This is a genomic window from Phenylobacterium sp. Root1290 (assembly GCF_001425305.1).
GTDB lineage: Bacteria > Pseudomonadota > Alphaproteobacteria > Caulobacterales > Caulobacteraceae > Phenylobacterium.
In genome coordinates, this window is sequence record NZ_LMEE01000004.1 from 116,905 (window position 1) to 133,346 (window position 16,442).

At 63.5% G+C, this 16,442-nt stretch carries 14 protein-coding genes; 8 read left to right on the forward strand and 6 right to left on the reverse strand.

What is annotated here, in order from left to right; all coding sequences use genetic code 11:
- Positions 1 to 2: 2 nt before the first annotated feature.
- The 4 genes from ASC79_RS18730 to ASC79_RS20885 form a co-directional block, all read right to left on the reverse strand.
- Positions 3 to 371 (reverse strand): response regulator transcription factor, encoded by a 369-nt coding sequence (locus tag ASC79_RS18730; protein ID WP_056025989.1) that lies wholly within the window; start codon positions 369 to 371, stop codon positions 3 to 5.
- A 161-nt stretch (positions 372 to 532) separates the two neighbouring features.
- The gene (locus tag ASC79_RS18735; protein ID WP_056025991.1) at positions 533 to 1,084 is read right to left on the reverse strand and encodes a hemerythrin domain-containing protein; all 552 of its coding nucleotides are present in this window, start codon (positions 1,082 to 1,084) and stop codon (positions 533 to 535) included.
- Positions 1,085 to 2,243: 1,159 nt separating this feature from the next.
- Positions 2,244 to 5,054, reverse strand: a complete 2,811-nt coding sequence (locus ASC79_RS20880) for a PAS domain-containing protein (RefSeq protein ID WP_082532251.1) — start codon at positions 5,052 to 5,054, stop codon at positions 2,244 to 2,246.
- A 779-nt stretch (positions 5,055 to 5,833) separates the two neighbouring features.
- Positions 5,834 to 6,631, reverse strand: coding sequence for a Crp/Fnr family transcriptional regulator (locus tag ASC79_RS20885; RefSeq protein ID WP_156378486.1), 798 nt, complete (start codon positions 6,629 to 6,631; stop codon positions 5,834 to 5,836).
- 340 nt (positions 6,632 to 6,971) lie between these two features.
- On the opposite strand from ASC79_RS20885, the gene ASC79_RS18755 reads away from it, so the two are divergent.
- From ASC79_RS18755 to ASC79_RS18770, 3 genes are all read left to right on the forward strand, one after another.
- Positions 6,972 to 7,337 (forward strand): response regulator, encoded by a 366-nt coding sequence (locus ASC79_RS18755; protein ID WP_162244316.1) that lies wholly within the window; start codon positions 6,972 to 6,974, stop codon positions 7,335 to 7,337.
- Positions 7,338 to 8,420: 1,083 nt separating this feature from the next.
- Positions 8,421 to 8,663, forward strand: coding sequence for a DUF5961 family protein (locus ASC79_RS18765; protein ID WP_056026000.1), 243 nt, complete (start codon positions 8,421 to 8,423; stop codon positions 8,661 to 8,663).
- 69 nt (positions 8,664 to 8,732) lie between these two features.
- Positions 8,733 to 9,584 (forward strand): Ku protein, encoded by an 852-nt coding sequence (locus ASC79_RS18770; protein WP_056026002.1) that lies wholly within the window; start codon positions 8,733 to 8,735, stop codon positions 9,582 to 9,584.
- On the opposite strand, the gene ASC79_RS18775 is transcribed toward ASC79_RS18770, so the two are convergent.
- On the reverse strand, positions 9,581 to 10,126 hold the full coding sequence (locus ASC79_RS18775; RefSeq protein ID WP_056026004.1) for a hypothetical protein: 546 nt from the start codon (positions 10,124 to 10,126) through the stop codon (positions 9,581 to 9,583). The genes ASC79_RS18770 and ASC79_RS18775 overlap by 4 nt on opposite strands.
- A 3-nt stretch (positions 10,127 to 10,129) precedes the next feature.
- Positions 10,130 to 10,312: a hypothetical protein gene (locus ASC79_RS18780; protein WP_056026006.1), complete on the reverse strand. Its 183-nt coding sequence runs from the start codon at positions 10,310 to 10,312 to the stop codon at positions 10,130 to 10,132.
- Between the two features lie 141 nt (positions 10,313 to 10,453).
- Here ASC79_RS18780 and ASC79_RS18785 point away from each other — a divergent pair, with 141 nt between their 5' ends.
- The 5 genes from ASC79_RS18785 (at position 10,454) to ASC79_RS18805 (ending at position 16,407) form a co-directional block, all read left to right on the forward strand.
- The gene (locus ASC79_RS18785; RefSeq protein ID WP_082532253.1) at positions 10,454 to 13,810 is read left to right on the forward strand and encodes a DEAD/DEAH box helicase; all 3,357 of its coding nucleotides are present in this window, start codon (positions 10,454 to 10,456) and stop codon (positions 13,808 to 13,810) included.
- A gap of 250 nt (positions 13,811 to 14,060) precedes the next feature.
- Positions 14,061 to 14,648: a hypothetical protein gene (locus ASC79_RS18790; RefSeq protein WP_056026010.1), complete on the forward strand. Its 588-nt coding sequence runs from the start codon at positions 14,061 to 14,063 to the stop codon at positions 14,646 to 14,648.
- Entirely contained in the window at positions 14,635 to 15,024 is a 390-nt protein-coding gene (locus ASC79_RS18795) for a phage holin family protein (protein ID WP_056026011.1), read from the forward strand. Before ASC79_RS18790 ends, ASC79_RS18795 begins: the two co-directional genes overlap by 14 nt.
- Entirely contained in the window at positions 15,021 to 15,848 is an 828-nt protein-coding gene (locus ASC79_RS18800; protein WP_056026012.1) for a DUF3618 domain-containing protein, read from the forward strand. Before ASC79_RS18795 ends, ASC79_RS18800 begins: the two co-directional genes overlap by 4 nt.
- 232 nt (positions 15,849 to 16,080) lie before the next feature.
- Positions 16,081 to 16,407, forward strand: coding sequence for a hypothetical protein (locus ASC79_RS18805; protein ID WP_056026014.1), 327 nt, complete (start codon positions 16,081 to 16,083; stop codon positions 16,405 to 16,407).
- Positions 16,408 to 16,442 lie beyond the last annotated feature (35 nt).

The window sequence follows — 16,442 nt, forward strand, 5'->3', positions numbered from 1 at the left end:
CGTCAGCTCGCCTGCTGGGCGAGCAACGCGTCGATACGCGCTGACACCGATACGAATGCAACTGGCTTAACGTACCAGGCCTCGGCCAGGTCAAGAAGTTCAGGAAAGAGCGACTCCTCGTAGCCCGAAACCACCACAAAAGGGATAAGGCGACGGTCGGCCGCCTGGGCGACGGGCATGGCGATCTCGCCGCGAAGCTGGACGTCCAAGACGACAAGATCAATGCCGCTATCGAGCAAGGCTATGGCGTCGGACGCGGTGGGTACAGGACCAATGACGCAGGCCCCCGCCCGCCTTAATTCATCGCTCAAGTCGCTGGCGCACAGGTAGTCGTCCTCAGCAACAAGGACGCGAGCACCGTGGATGGTCATGACACTGACTTTCAACACCCTCCCGACGATTTGCGGACACGGGCGGGACCGGCTCACCGCCGCGGAGGCGGGCTCAACGGAAGTGCAACGCCCCGCCGGTCGCCCACGCCCCATCACGACTTCGTGCCTGGGGGCCGGACTTTCACCCGGCCCTGTCAGGTTCAGTTGACCTTTTTGGGCGTCAACTGCGCCATGAGCTCATCCTTGCGCACCTGCAGGCGTTCGCCCATGGCCTCCAGGTCCTCGTCGCCCTTCTTCGCCTGAGCGAATATGCCGCCCGGCTGCTCCTCTTCCTTCACGTGATGCTTGATGTACTCCCCCAGCACCTTGACCTTGGCGTCGTAGTACTCGTCGCCAGGGCTCATCGCCTCGATCTCAGCGATCAGCTTCTTAGCGCCATCGTGCTCCACAAAGGCTTCGTCGAGCATGTCTTCTTCGACGTCTCCGCGCTCTTCGGGGTAGAAAATCTCTTCCTCGATCTGAGTGTGCACCTTGAGGGCAAGAGCGATTTTGTTGAAGAGCTCAAGCTTCTCGCTGTCCTCTTCTAGCTGCTCATACTCGTCGAACCAGGTCTCAACCTCGCGGTGATCGGCCTTCAGCAGCCGAATGGCCAACGGGTCGCGCCGTCCCGTGCGCCGGCGGCGGCCCGAAGCCTTGCGATTGCCGGTGGACTTCGCCGTGGACTTCGCCGCGGTCGCTTTCGTCGTCGCCATATCAGAACTCCCTCGCTTTGGGGCGCTCGGCGCCCCGGTGGATCCTGCAACTCCAACATCCGCACGCGGTTCCTATTGCAAACGCCTAGCAATTGCACCTCGCATCAGGTTAATGACACGAAGACCAGACGAGTTAGAATAGTTGATTAGAAACATCCAAGCTCATAGTCGCACCCGCCACACATGATCTACATTTCTGATGCCAGTTATGACGTGTTTTAATGCCCGCGAGCCTTCAACTATGGATCTATATTCTCATTATTTGCGGCATACGCACACATCCGTTCAGATATTATTCAGGGGCTAAGCTGACCCTTTGCACGGCCCAATCCTGCGGGCCTCGCCAAAAAGCGACAACGAAGAGGCTCTTAACATTCGATAGTATTCGGCTTTTTGAAATGGGACGGGAACGCCTGAGAGCTCGCCCGCCGTTGGCGGACCGCCGCCTACGGAACATGTGGTCCGCCCCCCTCCTCAATCCCTTCGGGTGGACGATTTCGAACCGCCGCTCTAGGACGCCAACGATCGATCGAAAGCGCCGTACCCAAGCCGCCGGTCGGCGGGGATTTCCGCAGCTCGCGAAAGCCGCCAAGGCTCGCGCAGGGACGGCCACTTTTCCAAGTTGATTTTTTTTGTGGCGCTGATCAAAGCGAACCTGGCGCGACCACTTCGCCAGCGCCAGTGTTGCGGGTGCGGGAGCAAGGGCTGCGCATGTCCGGTCCGCTAAGCCCGCCGTCTTGCAGGGGCCCCCTGGGCGCCGGTCTGCCAGCGAGTGTGTCAAACGGTCTCGTCGGTCTCCGGGTTAGGAACGTTCCGCTGCGCTCGCGCGCAGCGCCTTCCTTCGCCAAGATGCAGCGGTTTTCTGGCCAGTTTGCTATTTGGGTTCACAGGCCTTCACCTTGGTCTGGGCGCGCCGTGTACGCCCGCTAGCGGACCCGCTCCCAGGCTGCCAGCCGGCTGGCGCGGCATCGAGGTTGAACGGCGCTGGGTTCACGGCGTCGCGCACAGGCTCAGCGTGCGGGAAGGCGGCGCAGGGGTCGCGGCCCTTCTGGAAGCGAGCGATGGCGCGTGATCGCGTCCTATTGCTGAACGGCGAAAGGACGCCTGCGCAGACATCCTTGAGCTTGGACCGTGGTGACCACGCCGGACCTCTTTGATGTCAGCCGCCTCGCCCCACCAGATGAGCCACTGCGCGGACGATCCTGCGAAACTGCACGGGCTTTTCCAAACGAAGAACATCGCCTAGCTGCTCGGGGACAATTTGCCCGTCATATCCCGTGACGAAGAGAAACGGTACGCCCAGCTCCTGCAGTTGCTCGGCCAGCTTGAACGAAGGGCCAGCTCCAAGATTAATGTCCAGGACAACCGCGTCAGGGCGCATTGCGTCGAGCAAGCCACGCGCGGTTTCCTCGTTCGCCAGCGGCCCGAGAACGCTTGCTCCGGCCGCCTGGAGCGCCCGCGCGGTATCAAGAGCCATGTAATACTCGTCCTCGACCACCATCACAGTGCAGTTCGTTAGGTCCGGCTGGCCTGCCATGTTGAGAACGCCGTCGTAAATCCCCGCCCTCGCGGGAACATCGGTCTGCAGGGTGCTCGCTCCCTTTGTTAGCGGAAACTCCAGGCGGCAACGCACGCCGCTCGGCGCGAAGGTGATGTGTCCGCTGCCCCCCAGTTCGTAGGGAATGCGGGCCTCGATGAGGTCGCTCCCAAAGCCTCGACGCAGCGTTTCTTCAGCGCCCGGGGGCGGGCCCCCAGACTCCTCCCAGTCTAAAGTGAGCCAGTTTGCGCCTGATCGATCGGAGAGCGCCCACGTCACCGCCACCGTTCCGCTCGGCGCCGAAAGCGCACCGTGTTTGAGCGCATTTGTGGCCAACTCGTGGATCGCTAGGTTTAAAACCTCCGCAGCCTTGGGCGAGAGTTCCACGTCCACGCCGGTCAGCGTGTACTGATCATCGTGCGCGGCCCTGGCGCGCACCTCTTCTGCGACGAGTGAAGCCAGATCAACACCCCTCTCGGCGCCTCGCGTTATGAGCGCCTGAACCCTCGACAGCGCAAGCAACCGCCCGCTCATCCGCTCCACATAGTCGGGAACGCTTTCGGCCCGCTCGCCCGAGCGCGTGAATATAGACCTGGTCGTGGCCATGATGTTGCGGACCCGGTGCTGCAGCTCGGCCACAAGTATCGCCTGTCGTTCGGTCGCCAGCTTGGCCTCCGTCAGATCAGAAGATATCCCGGCTATTCGCTCCACCTGTCCATCGGGGCCGTGCAGCGGAAAGCCCGTGCTGCGGATCCATCGGAAGGCTCCGCCAACGGGTTGTTGGATCCTAAACTCCTGCACGACGCTTTTGCCGGAGCGCAGATCTTCAAGGTGATGCAGGGCTAGATGCCGGTCTTCAGGCACGATCAAGCCCGCCCATGCTCTGACATCGGGGTCGAGTGCTGCGACGCCGTCGCCATAAATGGTCTTCATCGCTGGGCTCGCATATTCCAGGCCCAAGGTATCTGCGCTGCGGATCCAAAGACCGTCCGAGGACGCCGCCCCAAAGTCCCTGAACCTCGCTTGGCTGCGCCGCAGCGCCGACTCTGTATTAGCGCGTTCAATGGCAGCCCATGTCCGTTCAGCCGCCGCCTCGACGGCGGCCACGTCCTCATCGCTCCATTGACGCGGGGTCTTGTTCAACACGGCGAGCACGGCCTTTAGCATCCCGTCCTTGCGTATCGGCGTAGTCAGCGCGGCCCTCACCGAGCGAGCCCGCAAACCACGCCGCTCCTGGGGGCCGAGGTCACGGTCGCTATCTGCATCATTGATCGCCACGGAGCGGCCATCGCCCCACGATTGAGCGTGCACGGGTAAACTGGCCAGGTCGTATTGGCCGATATGACTTGGGTCGACGATGCGAAAGTGATCGCGTGCATTCGAAATCGTGCCGCGCTCGATGTCGATGTCGCAGTAGTGCGTCCAGTCAGCCGCCAGGTATTCGCCAAGGATCTGGCAGGTTGCGGCCTGGATGGCCTCGGCGTCAGACAACGGACGCAGCGCGTCGCTCAGCCTGAGTAAGAAGGCATGACTTTCCTCGCTTCGACGAAGCGCCTCCTGCGCCTCGCATTGCTCGGTGATGTCCACATGGGCGCCCACCAGGCGAACGGCCTCGCCTGTACTGCTACGTTCGATGTCAGCCCTTACGTGAAGCCAGCGGATCGTTCCGTCGCTTGGCCTCACGATGCGGTACTCATTCTCGTAGGTGCTGGCAGCGCCTTCCAACGCTGCGAATAGCACCGCCTCGGCCGCATCACGATCGTCGGGGTGCACGCGATTGCGCCAGTCCTCATGGGCTTCCTGGAGCGTCTCCTGCGGCAGGCCATGGAGGTTGAGGTACTCTGGAGAACGCCAGCTTCGAAGGCCTTCAGCGATCTGGATGTTCAAGCCGCCGACCCGGGCCACGCTCTGTACTCGCGCAAGATCGGATTCGCGTTCGCGCAAACGGGCCTCGGCCTGGTGACGAGAGGTCGTCTCGTTTGCGACCATGAGGAAACCGCCAATCGAGCCGTCATCCTGGAAGATCGGCGTCCAGCTGGCCACGAACCAACCAGGCGTCCGATCCTCGCCGCGCCCGCCAATATGAAGCGGCACATCATCCCAAAGCTGCGGCTCGCCCGTCAGCACCGCCTTGATGGCCGGCGCCACGACATCGGTGATCTCGGACCAGACCTGGACCAAAGGTTCGCCCAATGCGCTTGGATGCTTGTCGCCAAGGATCTTCCTATAGCTGTCGTTGTAGAGAATGCATGCATTGGTTCCCCAGCAGACGCTGGCAGGCTGAGGCATGCGCAGCACCACTTTCAACATCGCCTTCAGTATTGGCGGCCATTGCTCTGCGGGCCCAAGGCCGCTTGCGGCCCACGAGTGCTCGCGCACCCGCGCCTCCATTTCAGGCGCGTCAGCCGGCAAGCGCAGGCGGTCCGAACTCATTTGCGATCGCAATTACAGGTCATCTGAACGGCGCCTTTCTTATTACTCAACGCGCTGCATCGAGCTTGGAGCCTTGGGCGCAGCGCAGCGTCACCATCAAATGATAAGTTTTTGAATTAATTTCTCTATTTCTTTCTCTGCGGGAACGAAGCGCTCTGTTTCGACCTATCAGAACACAGGGAGTAAAGGATGAGTAAGCACCCCGATCGACCGGAAGCCCGCGCCGCTGCTTCACCAGAATGCGACGCTCGACGCGCGTCGGACTGGCTGAGCAAGGTCGACCTCAGCAGCGCCGGCGCCGACGACATCGAGGGCCACTCACCAAAAAAACTCAGCCCGACGGCCCGCCTTCCCGGTTCTGAGGGCCGTGTCCACTAAATCCTACAGCAGGGCCGGCCGAGCCGGCACGCCGCGGAGCGCGTTATGAGAGTCGAATACAAAATCAGTGAGGACAAGGGCGGCTGGCTTGTCGAAAGGGGCGCGACCGCACCCCTGAGGTTCGACAATTTAGAAGCCGCCGTCAGGGTCGCAGATCATCTGGCCCAGAGCGCCGCCATGAACGGAGACACCGGGGTGGTGAGAGTCGCTGGCGAGCCGGCGAGATCGACGTTCAGGCCTGGTGCTGCTCACGCGTCCCGCACCCGGTTCGACCCGGAGCGCGATGGCCGAGAACGCGCTGAGCGGCTTGCACCCATGAGAATCTGAACCCCGCGCTGCACAGTCTGAATGCTCCTTGTAAGGGCTGGGCGAGGCGGGAGACGCTAGGGTCTACGGCGTGCTCAGCTGCGCGAGGCGCCCGCCCAGACCGGACCATTCACGACCCTGATTTGGGAGCCGAGCTCTCGCTTGGTCGGGCCGTAAAACTCACAAATGTCCTGCAACGCTTGTAGATCGTTCAACGCCGCGAAGCCTCCCCGAATCTCAAGCAACCGATCACGGCGAAGCTGTTGTAAAACACGATTCACGTGCACGACACTGAGCCCGAGGACGTCACTCAGACATTCCTGGGTGAGCGGCATCTCAAAAACGGTCGGCGCCGGGTCGCTGCGCCCGCAGCGCTCGCGAAGGTCAAGCAGCAAGTGGCAGATGCGTTCATAGGCGCTATGACGTCCGAGGCGTTGAATCTGATTCAGAAGACGCAACTCGTCCAATCGGGCCTTCTCGTCCAGGCCGTCGATGAACTCCACCCGGGCTGGGCCTTGTTGTTGCATGGCTTGGCGAACGGGTTGGGCGTCGACAAGATGGACTGCGGTGATCGCGACGACAGCGACAGGCGATCTATGGTCCGCTCCACGCCCCAACCCCAGCGCATCGCCTGGCAACAGGAAGTCGAAGATCTGCCGTCGCCCGTCGGACAGCCATCTGACGCGGGCGGCCCAACCTTTCACGACGATGAGAGGGCGGGAAAAATCATGTTCAGCGAGGATCAGTTGACCTGCGGCCGCCGGCGCAAGCGCCTTCAAGCCTAGAAGGATTTCGACAGCTTCTTCGCCAAGCCCGTCCAGCCCAGCGAAGGCTTGAGCGAGCACTTCGTGGTTTGCGTTCCGGGCCCATCGTTGGGTCGATTGCGCCTGCATGTTTTCCTCGCCGCCCGCCTCCGCCACCGCGTGATACGGGCGCTCACGACAACTGCTACACTCCCTGTCCCCGTGCCGCTTTTAACCGGTGATAACCCTGAGGCGATTTACGACGAATAGGCTTGCGCCTCCAAAGTCAGGGTTCGCCGCCACAATGCATCCACAACCCTGGCCGACTGTTAGTCAGGATCGGACCTTTGCAGGAGCCTAGAGGCGACCGCGCTTAGTCCTTGGAAAGAGGTGGATAGCAAGAAATGTATTGTCAGCGTGTGGTCACGCTCCACTGGCGTGTGCTTAGGCTTCGCGAACGCTCGCGTGACGATCGGAGCTGCTGGCTTTGGTGAGCTCGCGCCGACTTGAGGGGAAGAGGATTCTGATTGTCGAGGATCGTTATCTGCTTGCTTGCGACATCGCCCGTGAGGTCGAGGCGCTCGGAGGGGAGGTTGTTGGCCCGTTCAGGTCCGCTTCGCAGGTCCTGGAGAAGGACAACGCCTTCGACGTTGATCTAGCGCTTCTCGACATTCACCTGGAGGGTGAATTCGTCTATCCGATCGCCGAAAAATTGATGCAGATCGGCGCCCCCTTCATTTTCCTGAGCGGCTATGAGCTGGAGGAACTTCCGGAAGTCTGGCGCGACCGCATGATCCTGGCGAAACCTCTGACCAACCGGGCGCTAACTGAAGCGCTTGACCGGCTCGATATCTGATCTGCCCGACCAGCTAGGCGTCGCGGCCGTTCCGTAGGCGAGCTTAAGTGGGCGAACCGCGCTCGTGAGCCACGCGCTAGCTCCCAGCCTAGCAATTGATAATGCAGCCAGAGTTTATTGCGCTCTTGATGACTTGCCGGCTCCCCGGTGGACGCGTCGAGGGTCATTATTGACGTCCGACCGTTCGGGCCATGCGTCCATGCCCAGCCCGTGACCTCTTGGAACGCCACGCCGAGAGGTCACGGCGCCGGCGCTGCGAGAGCCTGCATCCCTCACAATGTTGCGGTTGCGTTCCGAGCTTGCGCTCGGCCAGGTGCGACGCTCGACTCCGCCGCCGCAGTGCGACCACGAGTTGCCGGCCGCCATTCAACATTCGCCTTTTGTCAGCAAGGAGCCCGTAAACCGAGCGGCGGGCCGTGGCCACAGCTTGCCGGGCGCGTCCGTCAGCCCAGGGGCTTTTGATAGGTCTCGGCGGGTTGGCCTGCTGCCCGGAGCAGCCGCCTGGCTGAGGCTATGGCCGCTTCGGCGGTAAGTGTAACAGCCGCTCCGTCCGGTCCGGTCACAACGACTTCGCCTTCGATAGCTTCCACTTCCAGCGGTTCGTCAGCGTGGTGATGAGTGTCCATGTCAGCTCACTTCAAATCAGGGCCTGGCGAGCCGCCAGACGTGCTGCCGAAACGAGTAGCTTTCACCTGCGTTCCGATTGGTCAGCGCAAAGCAGGTGGCCGCACCGCGCGGCTTGAACCGGCCTCTCGCCGACACGTTGATCTGCTTGCGGACGATTGGGGTGACTCGTGGCCGATTACGCCTTGTTCTCTCGGGGTCAGATCTGGACCCTGCACTGCAGTCTTGGCTGGGTGAGAGGCTATTCGACGCGAACCGACGCGCTCGAAGCGATGACGTTGGCCTTGAAGGGGGATCCATCAGCTGCTGCGGCGAGGTTGCTCCTCCAGGATGAGACCGGCTTGGTGACCTCCCCGCCGCCGCACGCTTTCCTGCAGCCGGGGTAACCACAGCCAAGAGGCCAAGCGACGACGAATCCTTTTACGATCAGAGGCGTTCAGGGATGCCAAGGAGCCGCAAATGCCCCAGACCGCCCCAGAAGCCCGTCGCTTCAGCGTTCACGCCCGCCACCTCGATCGCCATCATGCACGGATCGTCGCCGAGCCTTCGTTCGAGGCGGCCGCGCTGGCCTATGCTGAAGACTTTCACCCCCTCATCGATGGCGATGACCAGATCAGCCTGATCGTGCGGGATCTGGACGACGGCCACGAGCGCTGCTTTCGCCTCGATGTATGGAGCGGCGAAACCGAACCCTGCAGCTAGCGAACGATTCGGGGGCGCATCCGTTGAGTCGAGTCTCCAGCGGCCAAGACCGCCTCAAGGATTTCGATCATGGCTTTCCGCCCTACTTGGCAGGGACATCTCAAACTCTCGCTCGTGACCTGCCCCGTCGCGCTCTACACCGCGACTGATTCCGGCGGCGACGTGCACTTCAACCTGATCAATCCGAAAACCAACAATCGGATTAAGATGATCACGACGGATCCCGACACCGGACCCATCGCCCGGTCGGATTTGGTCAAGGGATATGAGGTGTCCAAGGGCGAATACGTCCTGCTGACGGACGAGGAGATCAAGTCCGTCAAACTTGAAAGCACCAAAACAATCGAAATCGAGCGCTTCGTTCCCGAAGCCGACATCGATCGGCTGTACTGGGACAACCCCTACTATCTGGCTCCCGACGGGAAGCTCGCCCAGGAGGCGTTTGGCGTCATCCGCACCGCGATGGAAAAGTCCGGCCAGATCGCGATCGGGCGGGTGGTCATGTCGACCCGTGAGCGCATTCTGGCGCTCGAACCCCGCGACAAAGGCATCTTGGCCTATACGATCCGAACTGACGCGGAAGTTCGAAAGCCCGATGAGATCTTCGATCCGATCAGCGATGCGAAGGCCGACCCGGCGATGATCGCCATCGCCGAGAAGATTATCGAGCAACAGCAAGGCCCGTTTGATCCCAGCCAGTTTGTCGACCGCTACGAGACCGCGCTGAAGGCGCTGATCGAGGAGAAGAAGAAGGGCCATAAGCCAGCGAAGGTCGCCGAACCGGACGACACCAATGTGGTGGACCTGATGGCGGCGCTGCGGGCCAGTCTCCAGGGCAAGGCGCCTGCGAAGACCTCCCCGCGCAAGACCGCCAAGGCGCCTGCCAAGCCCAGGGCCTCCAAGACACGCAAGGCGAGCTAGTTCTTGCCGCCGGCCTTTCGGTAGGCCTGGCGAGCATCGACCACGGCGGCGGTGGCGGCCCTTCGCCCCTCGACGTAGGCCGCTTGGGCCTTGTCTCGCGCCGCATCGAGCTCGGCTTGGCGTTTGCGCATCAACGCCTCCTCACCCATACGCGCCTCGTCAAGACCACGCAGCGCCGCTTCTGCTTTGTTCAAAGCGCCGCGGTCGGCTTGGGGTCTTTCGGCCTGGCGGACCGCCGGCGAAGCGATCACCCTGCGCTTGCCCGTCCGCGGCATGTCCGGAACCTTGGGCAGGCCGGCGGGCTCAAGCTCGAAAGGGTCGCTGGCGCCCGCCGCGCGGCGCAAGGGCGTGTCAGGATGCGCAAGAGCCGCTTGGACGGCCTCGGGCTCCATGGTCACCCATGCCCGGCCGTCGGGGAAGAGGTTCTGGCTCAAGCCCCACGCGCGCAGCGCCGCGGCCTGGCTCGAGGCGGCGACCACGGTGTCATAGAAGCCGATCCGTGTCTGGAAGACCTTCAGTCGGCGCGCGGCGGGCTTGGCCAAACCTCAGTGGGCCTTGCGGTCGCCGCGGTCGCCCTGGCCTGGCTTGGCGGTCGCCTTGGCCTTGCGGCGCTGGTCGGCTGAAAGCGATGCGCCGACATCGACCTGCTCGCTGAACCTGCCCTGGTCGTCACGGCGCACATAGCGCTTGTCGCCGGGGGTCGGTTCGATCAGTTCACGCTTGGACATTGCGATGCTCCTTCATGAAGAGAATCCAGCACTTGCTCGGCGGTTCCCGCGAAGGCGCCCGCCGCGCCGAGATCGCAGGCCAGATGCAGGGAACAGGAGCTCGCCGAGCGAGTTTGGCCATCCTCCGGAGGGCGCAATTCCATGGCCAGGTCGAAGGTTCGTACCGCTAAGGCGCAAGGCTCCGGCATGTTGACCCCCGGGCCTTTGCCAGCGCCCCAGGCTCGAAGCGGCGGCCGCAGGCAGCCCCCCACGGCGTTTATCGCCCACGCTCTGGTTTCGCCCACCCTGTCGGCTGGTTCGGATGGGCTCATCTACATCGCTTCCAACGAACGTCGCGCCGACGAAATCGCCCGGGCGATGCAGGACCTCGCCCCGCAGATCGAGGTGCTCAGCCTGCCCCCCTGGGACTGCCTGCCCTATGACCGGGCCTCCCCGTCACGCGAATGCATGGGAAGGCGTATGGAAGTGCTGGGGCGCTTACAGTCGCCGGTCCGAGGCGCGCGCGCGATCATTGTCAGCGCCGAGACGCTGCTGCAGCGTTTGCCGCCGGCTCGGGCTGTCGAGATCGGCGCGTTCCACATCACTTGCGGCCAGGTCCTACGGCGCGAAGAGCTCGAAGCCTTCGCCGCAAGCGCCGGTTACGTGTTCGACGAGCGGATCGACGAACCAGGCGAAATCGCAATTCTTGGAGAGATCATCGACATCTTCCCCGCCGCCTCCCAAGCGCCTGTTCGGGTCAGGCTGGGGCCCAAGGACGACGTGCTCGAACTCTCGGCTTTCGATCCGCTGACTCAAAGGTCGGGCGATGGCCTTCAGGAAGTCCGGCTGGGGGCGGCCTCCGAACTCGTGCTTGCGCCGGCGGTGGAGCGCCAGAGCGGTCAGGAACACTTCGCCCCTGCGATCTATGGCTCGTCGATGCGCAGCCTGCTGTCGCTGGCGCCCCAGGCGAGCGTTGCGCTCGACCCCAAGGCGAGCGCTCGCCTGGCCGACGTCGAGGGGCTCATCAAGGAAGCCTATCATTCGCAACAGACGCTTGGAGACGGACAGGTTCCAGCGCCCTCGGCGCTCTATCTGACCGCCCGCTCGGTCTCGGCCGCGATCAGGAAGCGCCAAGCGGCCGAGTTGGACACCGCCGAGGTCCAGGACATCCCCAACTTCGCTTTGGCGCGCGATCCTGGCCGCGCCTTCGCAGACCAGGTCGCCGAGTGGTCCGGCATCGGCCGACGCGTCGTACTCACAGGCCTCAGCCACGAGCGCGCTCCGATGCTACGCGCCTTGAAGCGTCATCTGGATCGCGAGGTCAGGGTCGCGGGCGACTGGAGCGCCGTCGCTGCGGCCGCGCCCGGCGACATTCTTTTCCTCGCCGCCGATCTCGAGGCCGGTTTCGATGACCCCGCCGGCGGACTGGCGCTCATCGCCGCCGCCGATGTTCTGGGAAGCCGGATGAGCGCTCGATCACCCGGCGGCGTTCCGGTCCTGCTCGCCGACCCCGATCTTCGGCCCGGCGACATCGTCATCCACGAAGATCACGGCCTGGGCCGAGCCGTGGGGCTCGAGCGCGTGAACGTTGATGGATTGGACCGCGAAGCGCTGCGGGTGGCCTACTACGGCGAAGCGAGCATTCTGGCTCCGGTCGACGAGCTCGACAAAGTCTGGCGCTATGCGGGCGAGGCGGAGGTGGTGAGCCTTGATCGTCTGCACACGGACAGTTGGTCCAAGCGGCGCGCGATGATCAGTCAGGACATCGACGCCGCCGCCGCTCATCTGATTGGGCTAGCTCGCGAACGCGGGAAGCTGAAGGGCCACAAGCTCATTCCTCCACGGCAAGCCTACGCCCGCTTCGCCGCACGCTTCCCCTACCCCGAAACGGCTGACCAGGCCCGCGCCATCGAGGCGGTGCTGGCCGACCTCGCCTCCGGCAAGGCGATGCAGCGTCTCGTCTGCGGCGACGTCGGCTTCGGCAAAACCGAAGTCGCGCTTCGGGCTGCCGCGGCGGTCGCGCTTGCCGGGCGCCAGGTTGCGGTCGTTGCGCCGACCACGGTGCTCGCTCGCCAGCATTTCGAAACCTTCCAGCGCCGGTTCGCCGGGACCGGCGTGCGGGTTGCGCAACTCTCCCGTCTTGTCTCGGCCGAGCAGGCCCAGGACGTAAAAGCGGGTCTGGCGGACGGATCAATCGGGGTGGTCATCGGGACCCACGCGCTCGCCGGGCCAGAAGTCTGCTTCGACAAGCTTGGCCTCCTGGTCATCGATGAGGAACAGCGCTTCGGGGCAAAGTTAAAGGCCGATCTGGCCGCGCTCGCGCCGGCCGCCCATCGCCTGACTCTCACCGCCACGCCAATTCCCCGCACCTTGCAGCTGGCGATGGTCGGCGTTCAGGACGTCAGCGTCATCGCCACGCCCCCCGCCCGCCGTCGACCGATCAGGACGTTTCTGGCGCAATACGACCCGGCGACGCTGCGCACAGCCCTTTTGCGCGAAAAGGCGCGAGCGGGTCAGAGCTTCCTCGTCGTGCCGCGCATTTCCGACATCGAGCAATGGCGCAATGAGCTGGAACGGCTTTGCCCAAAGCTGAGCGTGCGCATCGCCCATGGCGAACTTCCCGCCGAGCAAGTGGACGAAACCATGGTCGCCTTCTCCGCGGGCGATGGGGACGTCCTTTTAGCCACCAACATCATTGAGAGCGGCCTGGACGTGCCGCGGGCCAATACCATGCTGATCTGGCGCGCAGATCTCTTTGGCTTGGCCCAACTCCACCAGCTACGCGGCCGCGTTGGGCGCGGTCGCGCGCAAGGCGTGACCTACCTCTTTCATGATGCGTCCTCTCTAACGCCGGCCACCCGCGCGCGGCTCGGCGCACTGGAGGCCTTTGACCGCCTGGGCTCAGGCCTAGCGATCAGCACCCAGGACCTGGAGGTGCGCGGCGCTGGAGACCTGACGGGCGACGAGCAGGCGGGCCACGTGAAGCTCATCGGCACGGCGCTCTATCAGCGACTGCTTTCGGCTGCGGTCCGCTCGGCGAAAGGAGAGGCCGACCTTCTCAGCCTACGTCCCGAATTGAACCTGGGTATGGCCGGCGAATTGCCCGAGGCTTACGTTCCCGACGAGACCGTGCGGCTCAATCTGTATGCGCGCTTGGCCCGGTTGGAGCAGCCTGAGGAGATCCTGGCGTTCAGCGAAGAGTTGGAGGATCGATTTGGTCCCCTGCCGGACCTGGCCATCGAGTTGATCTCCGCGGCCAGACTCCGCGCCCTCGCCCGCGCCGCCGGCGTAGCCCGCATTGATTCCGGCCCAAAGGCAGCCGCTTTCAGGTTCCAGCGACCGGCCTGGCGTGTCGCTCCAGAGGGTTTCAACGATCTTGAGCTCAATCAGGAACGACTGTTGTGGAAACGCACGGATGGCGAGGCGGCGGCTGTCCCTGAAATCGCCCGCCTCCTGGAGGCTCTTGGCCCCGAAACGCGGAACTTCTCCACCCGGCGCTCGCCTCTGCCCTCGCTGTAATTGTTCCCTGGTCTCAGGTGATTTTCCTAGATTCTCGAACTTGTGAATTCGATATCGGGAAAATGGCGGAAAAGGCGCCTTAGCAAGCCTCGCCGTAGGAACCTAAGTGTCCGTGATCGCTTGTGAAGTCTCCAACTTAGGAGCTGTGAGCGTGAACAGTATTATCTACTTAGTCGGTCTTGTCGTGGTCGTGCTCGCGGTCCTGTCATTCCTGGGCGTCGCCTAGGGATAACCCCGCGGAGCAAACGTCATGTCGAGCATTTACCCAGAGAGCGGCGCGGGTAGCGCCCCATCCGATCCGAACGCCTCGCGCGGGCAGGTCGAGCAGGCCCGAGAAAAGCTTGGAGACGCGGCTGAAGCGGTCCGAGGCGAGGCCGCCCACTTCGCCGAGCGCGCGCGCGACCAGGTTGTCGAGAAGGTTGAAGACAACAAGGCCGCCGTGAGCGATGCGCTCACTTCCTTCGCCGACGCCATTCGCACCGCTGGTGAGCAATTGGGCGCTCAGGACCAAACCTTCGCCGCCCAGCTCGCCGGACAGGCTGCGGATGGTTTGCAGTCCTTCTCGCGGACGATCGCGGGCAAGAGTCCCGAGGCTATGCTGCAGGCAGCTCGGGACCTTGGACGCGACAATCCCACAGCGTTTATTGCAGGATCCGTGCTTGCCGGCATAGCCATCGGTCGTTTCGCTCGCAGTTCGGCCCATCACCAGCCGGACACAACGCCGACAACCGCCTCCTCGCCGGCCCAGGATCTCACGCAAACTTCGCTGGCCGCCGGAGACGACCGTTCTCCCATCAACGACGAGCCGGACGCGGAGGTGCAGGATGGCCGATCTTGAAACCAGGACCCTTCCTCAACTGATCGGCGACCTCTCGAGCGATTTGACCGGTCTGCTTCGTAAAGAGTCGGAGCTGGTGCGCGCCGAAGTTTCCGAGAAACTTGCGCAGCTTTTGAAAGCGTCCAGCGAGATCGCCGCCGGAGCCATTTGTCTGATGGTCGCCCTGCTGATCCTCCTCCAGGCCGTGGTGATTGCGCTGGCCAAGGTGGTGGGCGCCGGATGGGCCTCGCTCATTGTCGGGGTGGTGGTCGCCCTTGTGGGCGTGATGCTGGTTCGCGCCGGCGCCAAGGCCGCCTCGCCAAGTCAACTCACGCCCGAGCGCAGCCTCCGCCAAGTGGAAAAGGACGCACAGCTCGCCAAGGAACAAGTCACATGACCCGGCCCTCAGAAGACATCGAACGTGAAGTCGAAACCGCTCGCAACGACCTCGACCGAACCGTGGAAGCCTTGAAGGACAAAATGACCCCTGGCCAGCTGATCGACGAAATCAGCCGTAGCTTCAAGGGGAGTGGGGCCGGCGACATGATGGGTACGCTCGGCGGGCAGGTTCGAGAAAACCCAATGGCTATCGCCATGATAGGCGCTGGCATGGCGTGGCTCATGATGGGCAAGAGCGACCAGGCGTCGAACAACGAGAGCGCTGGTACTTACCCCGCCAACGGCGGCCTTGGCCTGGCCTCGACCTCAGAAGAGGGGTCGTCGAATCACGGCTTTAGCGACGCGGCAGGACGCGTAGCCGAAAAAGCCGGGGAAGCGGCGAGCGGTCTTAAGGAGGCCGTCAGCGGCGCTGCCGAACATGCGACCCAGGGCCTCCATGACCTTGGTAAGCAGGCCGGTTCGGCCGGTCGCCGGGCGGCTCGTTCCTTCGAGGACGTACTGCAACAGGAGCCCCTCATCGTCGGCGCGCTCGGCCTCGCCGTCGGGGTCGCCATTGGCGCAGCGCTGCCCCCGACGGCTGTCGAAGACCGCGCCTTTGGCGCGGCCCGGGACAAGCTCGCCCATGCAGGCGGCGAGAAACTTGCGGCGGCCGCCCAGGGGCTCCGCGCTTCCGGTGAGGCGGCCATCGAGGCGGTCAAATCCGAAGCCGATCAGCAGGGACTTAGCGGCGGTGACCGGTCCCTCGTCGAAAAGGCGGAGGCGGTGATCCGCTCGGGCGTTGAAGCCGCCAAGGATGGGGCGGCTCGCAACAAGCTGGTCTGACCGATCCTGGCCGGTCGCCTCCCCGATCGGCCAGGCCGCGGCTACGCAGACCAGCCTAACCGGTCGTCCCTAAATTGGCTTGGGGGCGGCCGGTTTCCGCGGGCCCGCTCGACCTGCGGACCGCTGCGAGCGACAAATATATCTCGTTGTTTTACCTAACCTTTTACACCGACCCAAGGAACAGACGCGCACCTGTGATCGTTCAGATCCTGTCAGTTCCAGGAGAAAATCTATGCTTGGTGGATGGGAGACGGCGTTCGGCTTCGGCGCCTTGGCGCTTTTGATCACTCTTGCCTATGGCGTCTACCATACGCGGCACGTCAGCAAGGCGAGCGAGCGGGCGGGTGAGGCCGGCGCGAAGCGACTTTACGACAACCCAGGAGAAAGCGACGCCGCCCCATCCGGAGCGCAGCGCAGGCGAGTCCCCCCATTGATCTGGATCATGGCGGGTCTGCTTGTGGCCTGGCTCGCCGCGATCATCATTCTACAGCGGACCGGCGTGGTGGATGTCGACCCGATGGCCCATGAATCCGGGGCGAGCCTTGAACAGGGGCGTTAACTCCGGGATGCAGCAAACGTTAGGCCGCCGCGGGC

Excerpts from the sequence above, each read along its gene's own strand:
- ASC79_RS18730 (WP_056025989.1), bottom strand. The coding sequence starts at position 371 with ATGACCATCCACGGTGCTCGCGTCCTTGTTGCTGAGGACGACTACCTG.
- ASC79_RS18735 (WP_056025991.1), bottom strand. The coding sequence starts at position 1,084 with ATGGCGACGACGAAAGCGACCGCGGCGAAGTCCACGGCGAAGTCCACC.
- ASC79_RS20880 (WP_082532251.1), bottom strand. The coding sequence starts at position 5,054 with ATGAGTTCGGACCGCCTGCGCTTGCCGGCTGACGCGCCTGAAATGGAG.
- ASC79_RS20885 (WP_156378486.1), bottom strand. The coding sequence starts at position 6,631 with ATGCAGGCGCAATCGACCCAACGATGGGCCCGGAACGCAAACCACGAA.
- ASC79_RS18765 (WP_056026000.1), top strand. The coding sequence starts at position 8,421 with ATGCCCCAGACCGCCCCAGAAGCCCGTCGCTTCAGCGTTCACGCCCGC.
- ASC79_RS18770 (WP_056026002.1), top strand. The coding sequence starts at position 8,733 with ATGGCTTTCCGCCCTACTTGGCAGGGACATCTCAAACTCTCGCTCGTG.
- ASC79_RS18780 (WP_056026006.1), bottom strand. The coding sequence starts at position 10,312 with ATGTCCAAGCGTGAACTGATCGAACCGACCCCCGGCGACAAGCGCTAT.
- ASC79_RS18785 (WP_082532253.1), top strand. The coding sequence starts at position 10,454 with ATGGCCAGGTCGAAGGTTCGTACCGCTAAGGCGCAAGGCTCCGGCATG.
- ASC79_RS18790 (WP_056026010.1), top strand. The coding sequence starts at position 14,061 with ATGTCGAGCATTTACCCAGAGAGCGGCGCGGGTAGCGCCCCATCCGAT.
- ASC79_RS18795 (WP_056026011.1), top strand. The coding sequence starts at position 14,635 with ATGGCCGATCTTGAAACCAGGACCCTTCCTCAACTGATCGGCGACCTC.
- ASC79_RS18800 (WP_056026012.1), top strand. The coding sequence starts at position 15,021 with ATGACCCGGCCCTCAGAAGACATCGAACGTGAAGTCGAAACCGCTCGC.
- ASC79_RS18805 (WP_056026014.1), top strand. The coding sequence starts at position 16,081 with ATGCTTGGTGGATGGGAGACGGCGTTCGGCTTCGGCGCCTTGGCGCTT.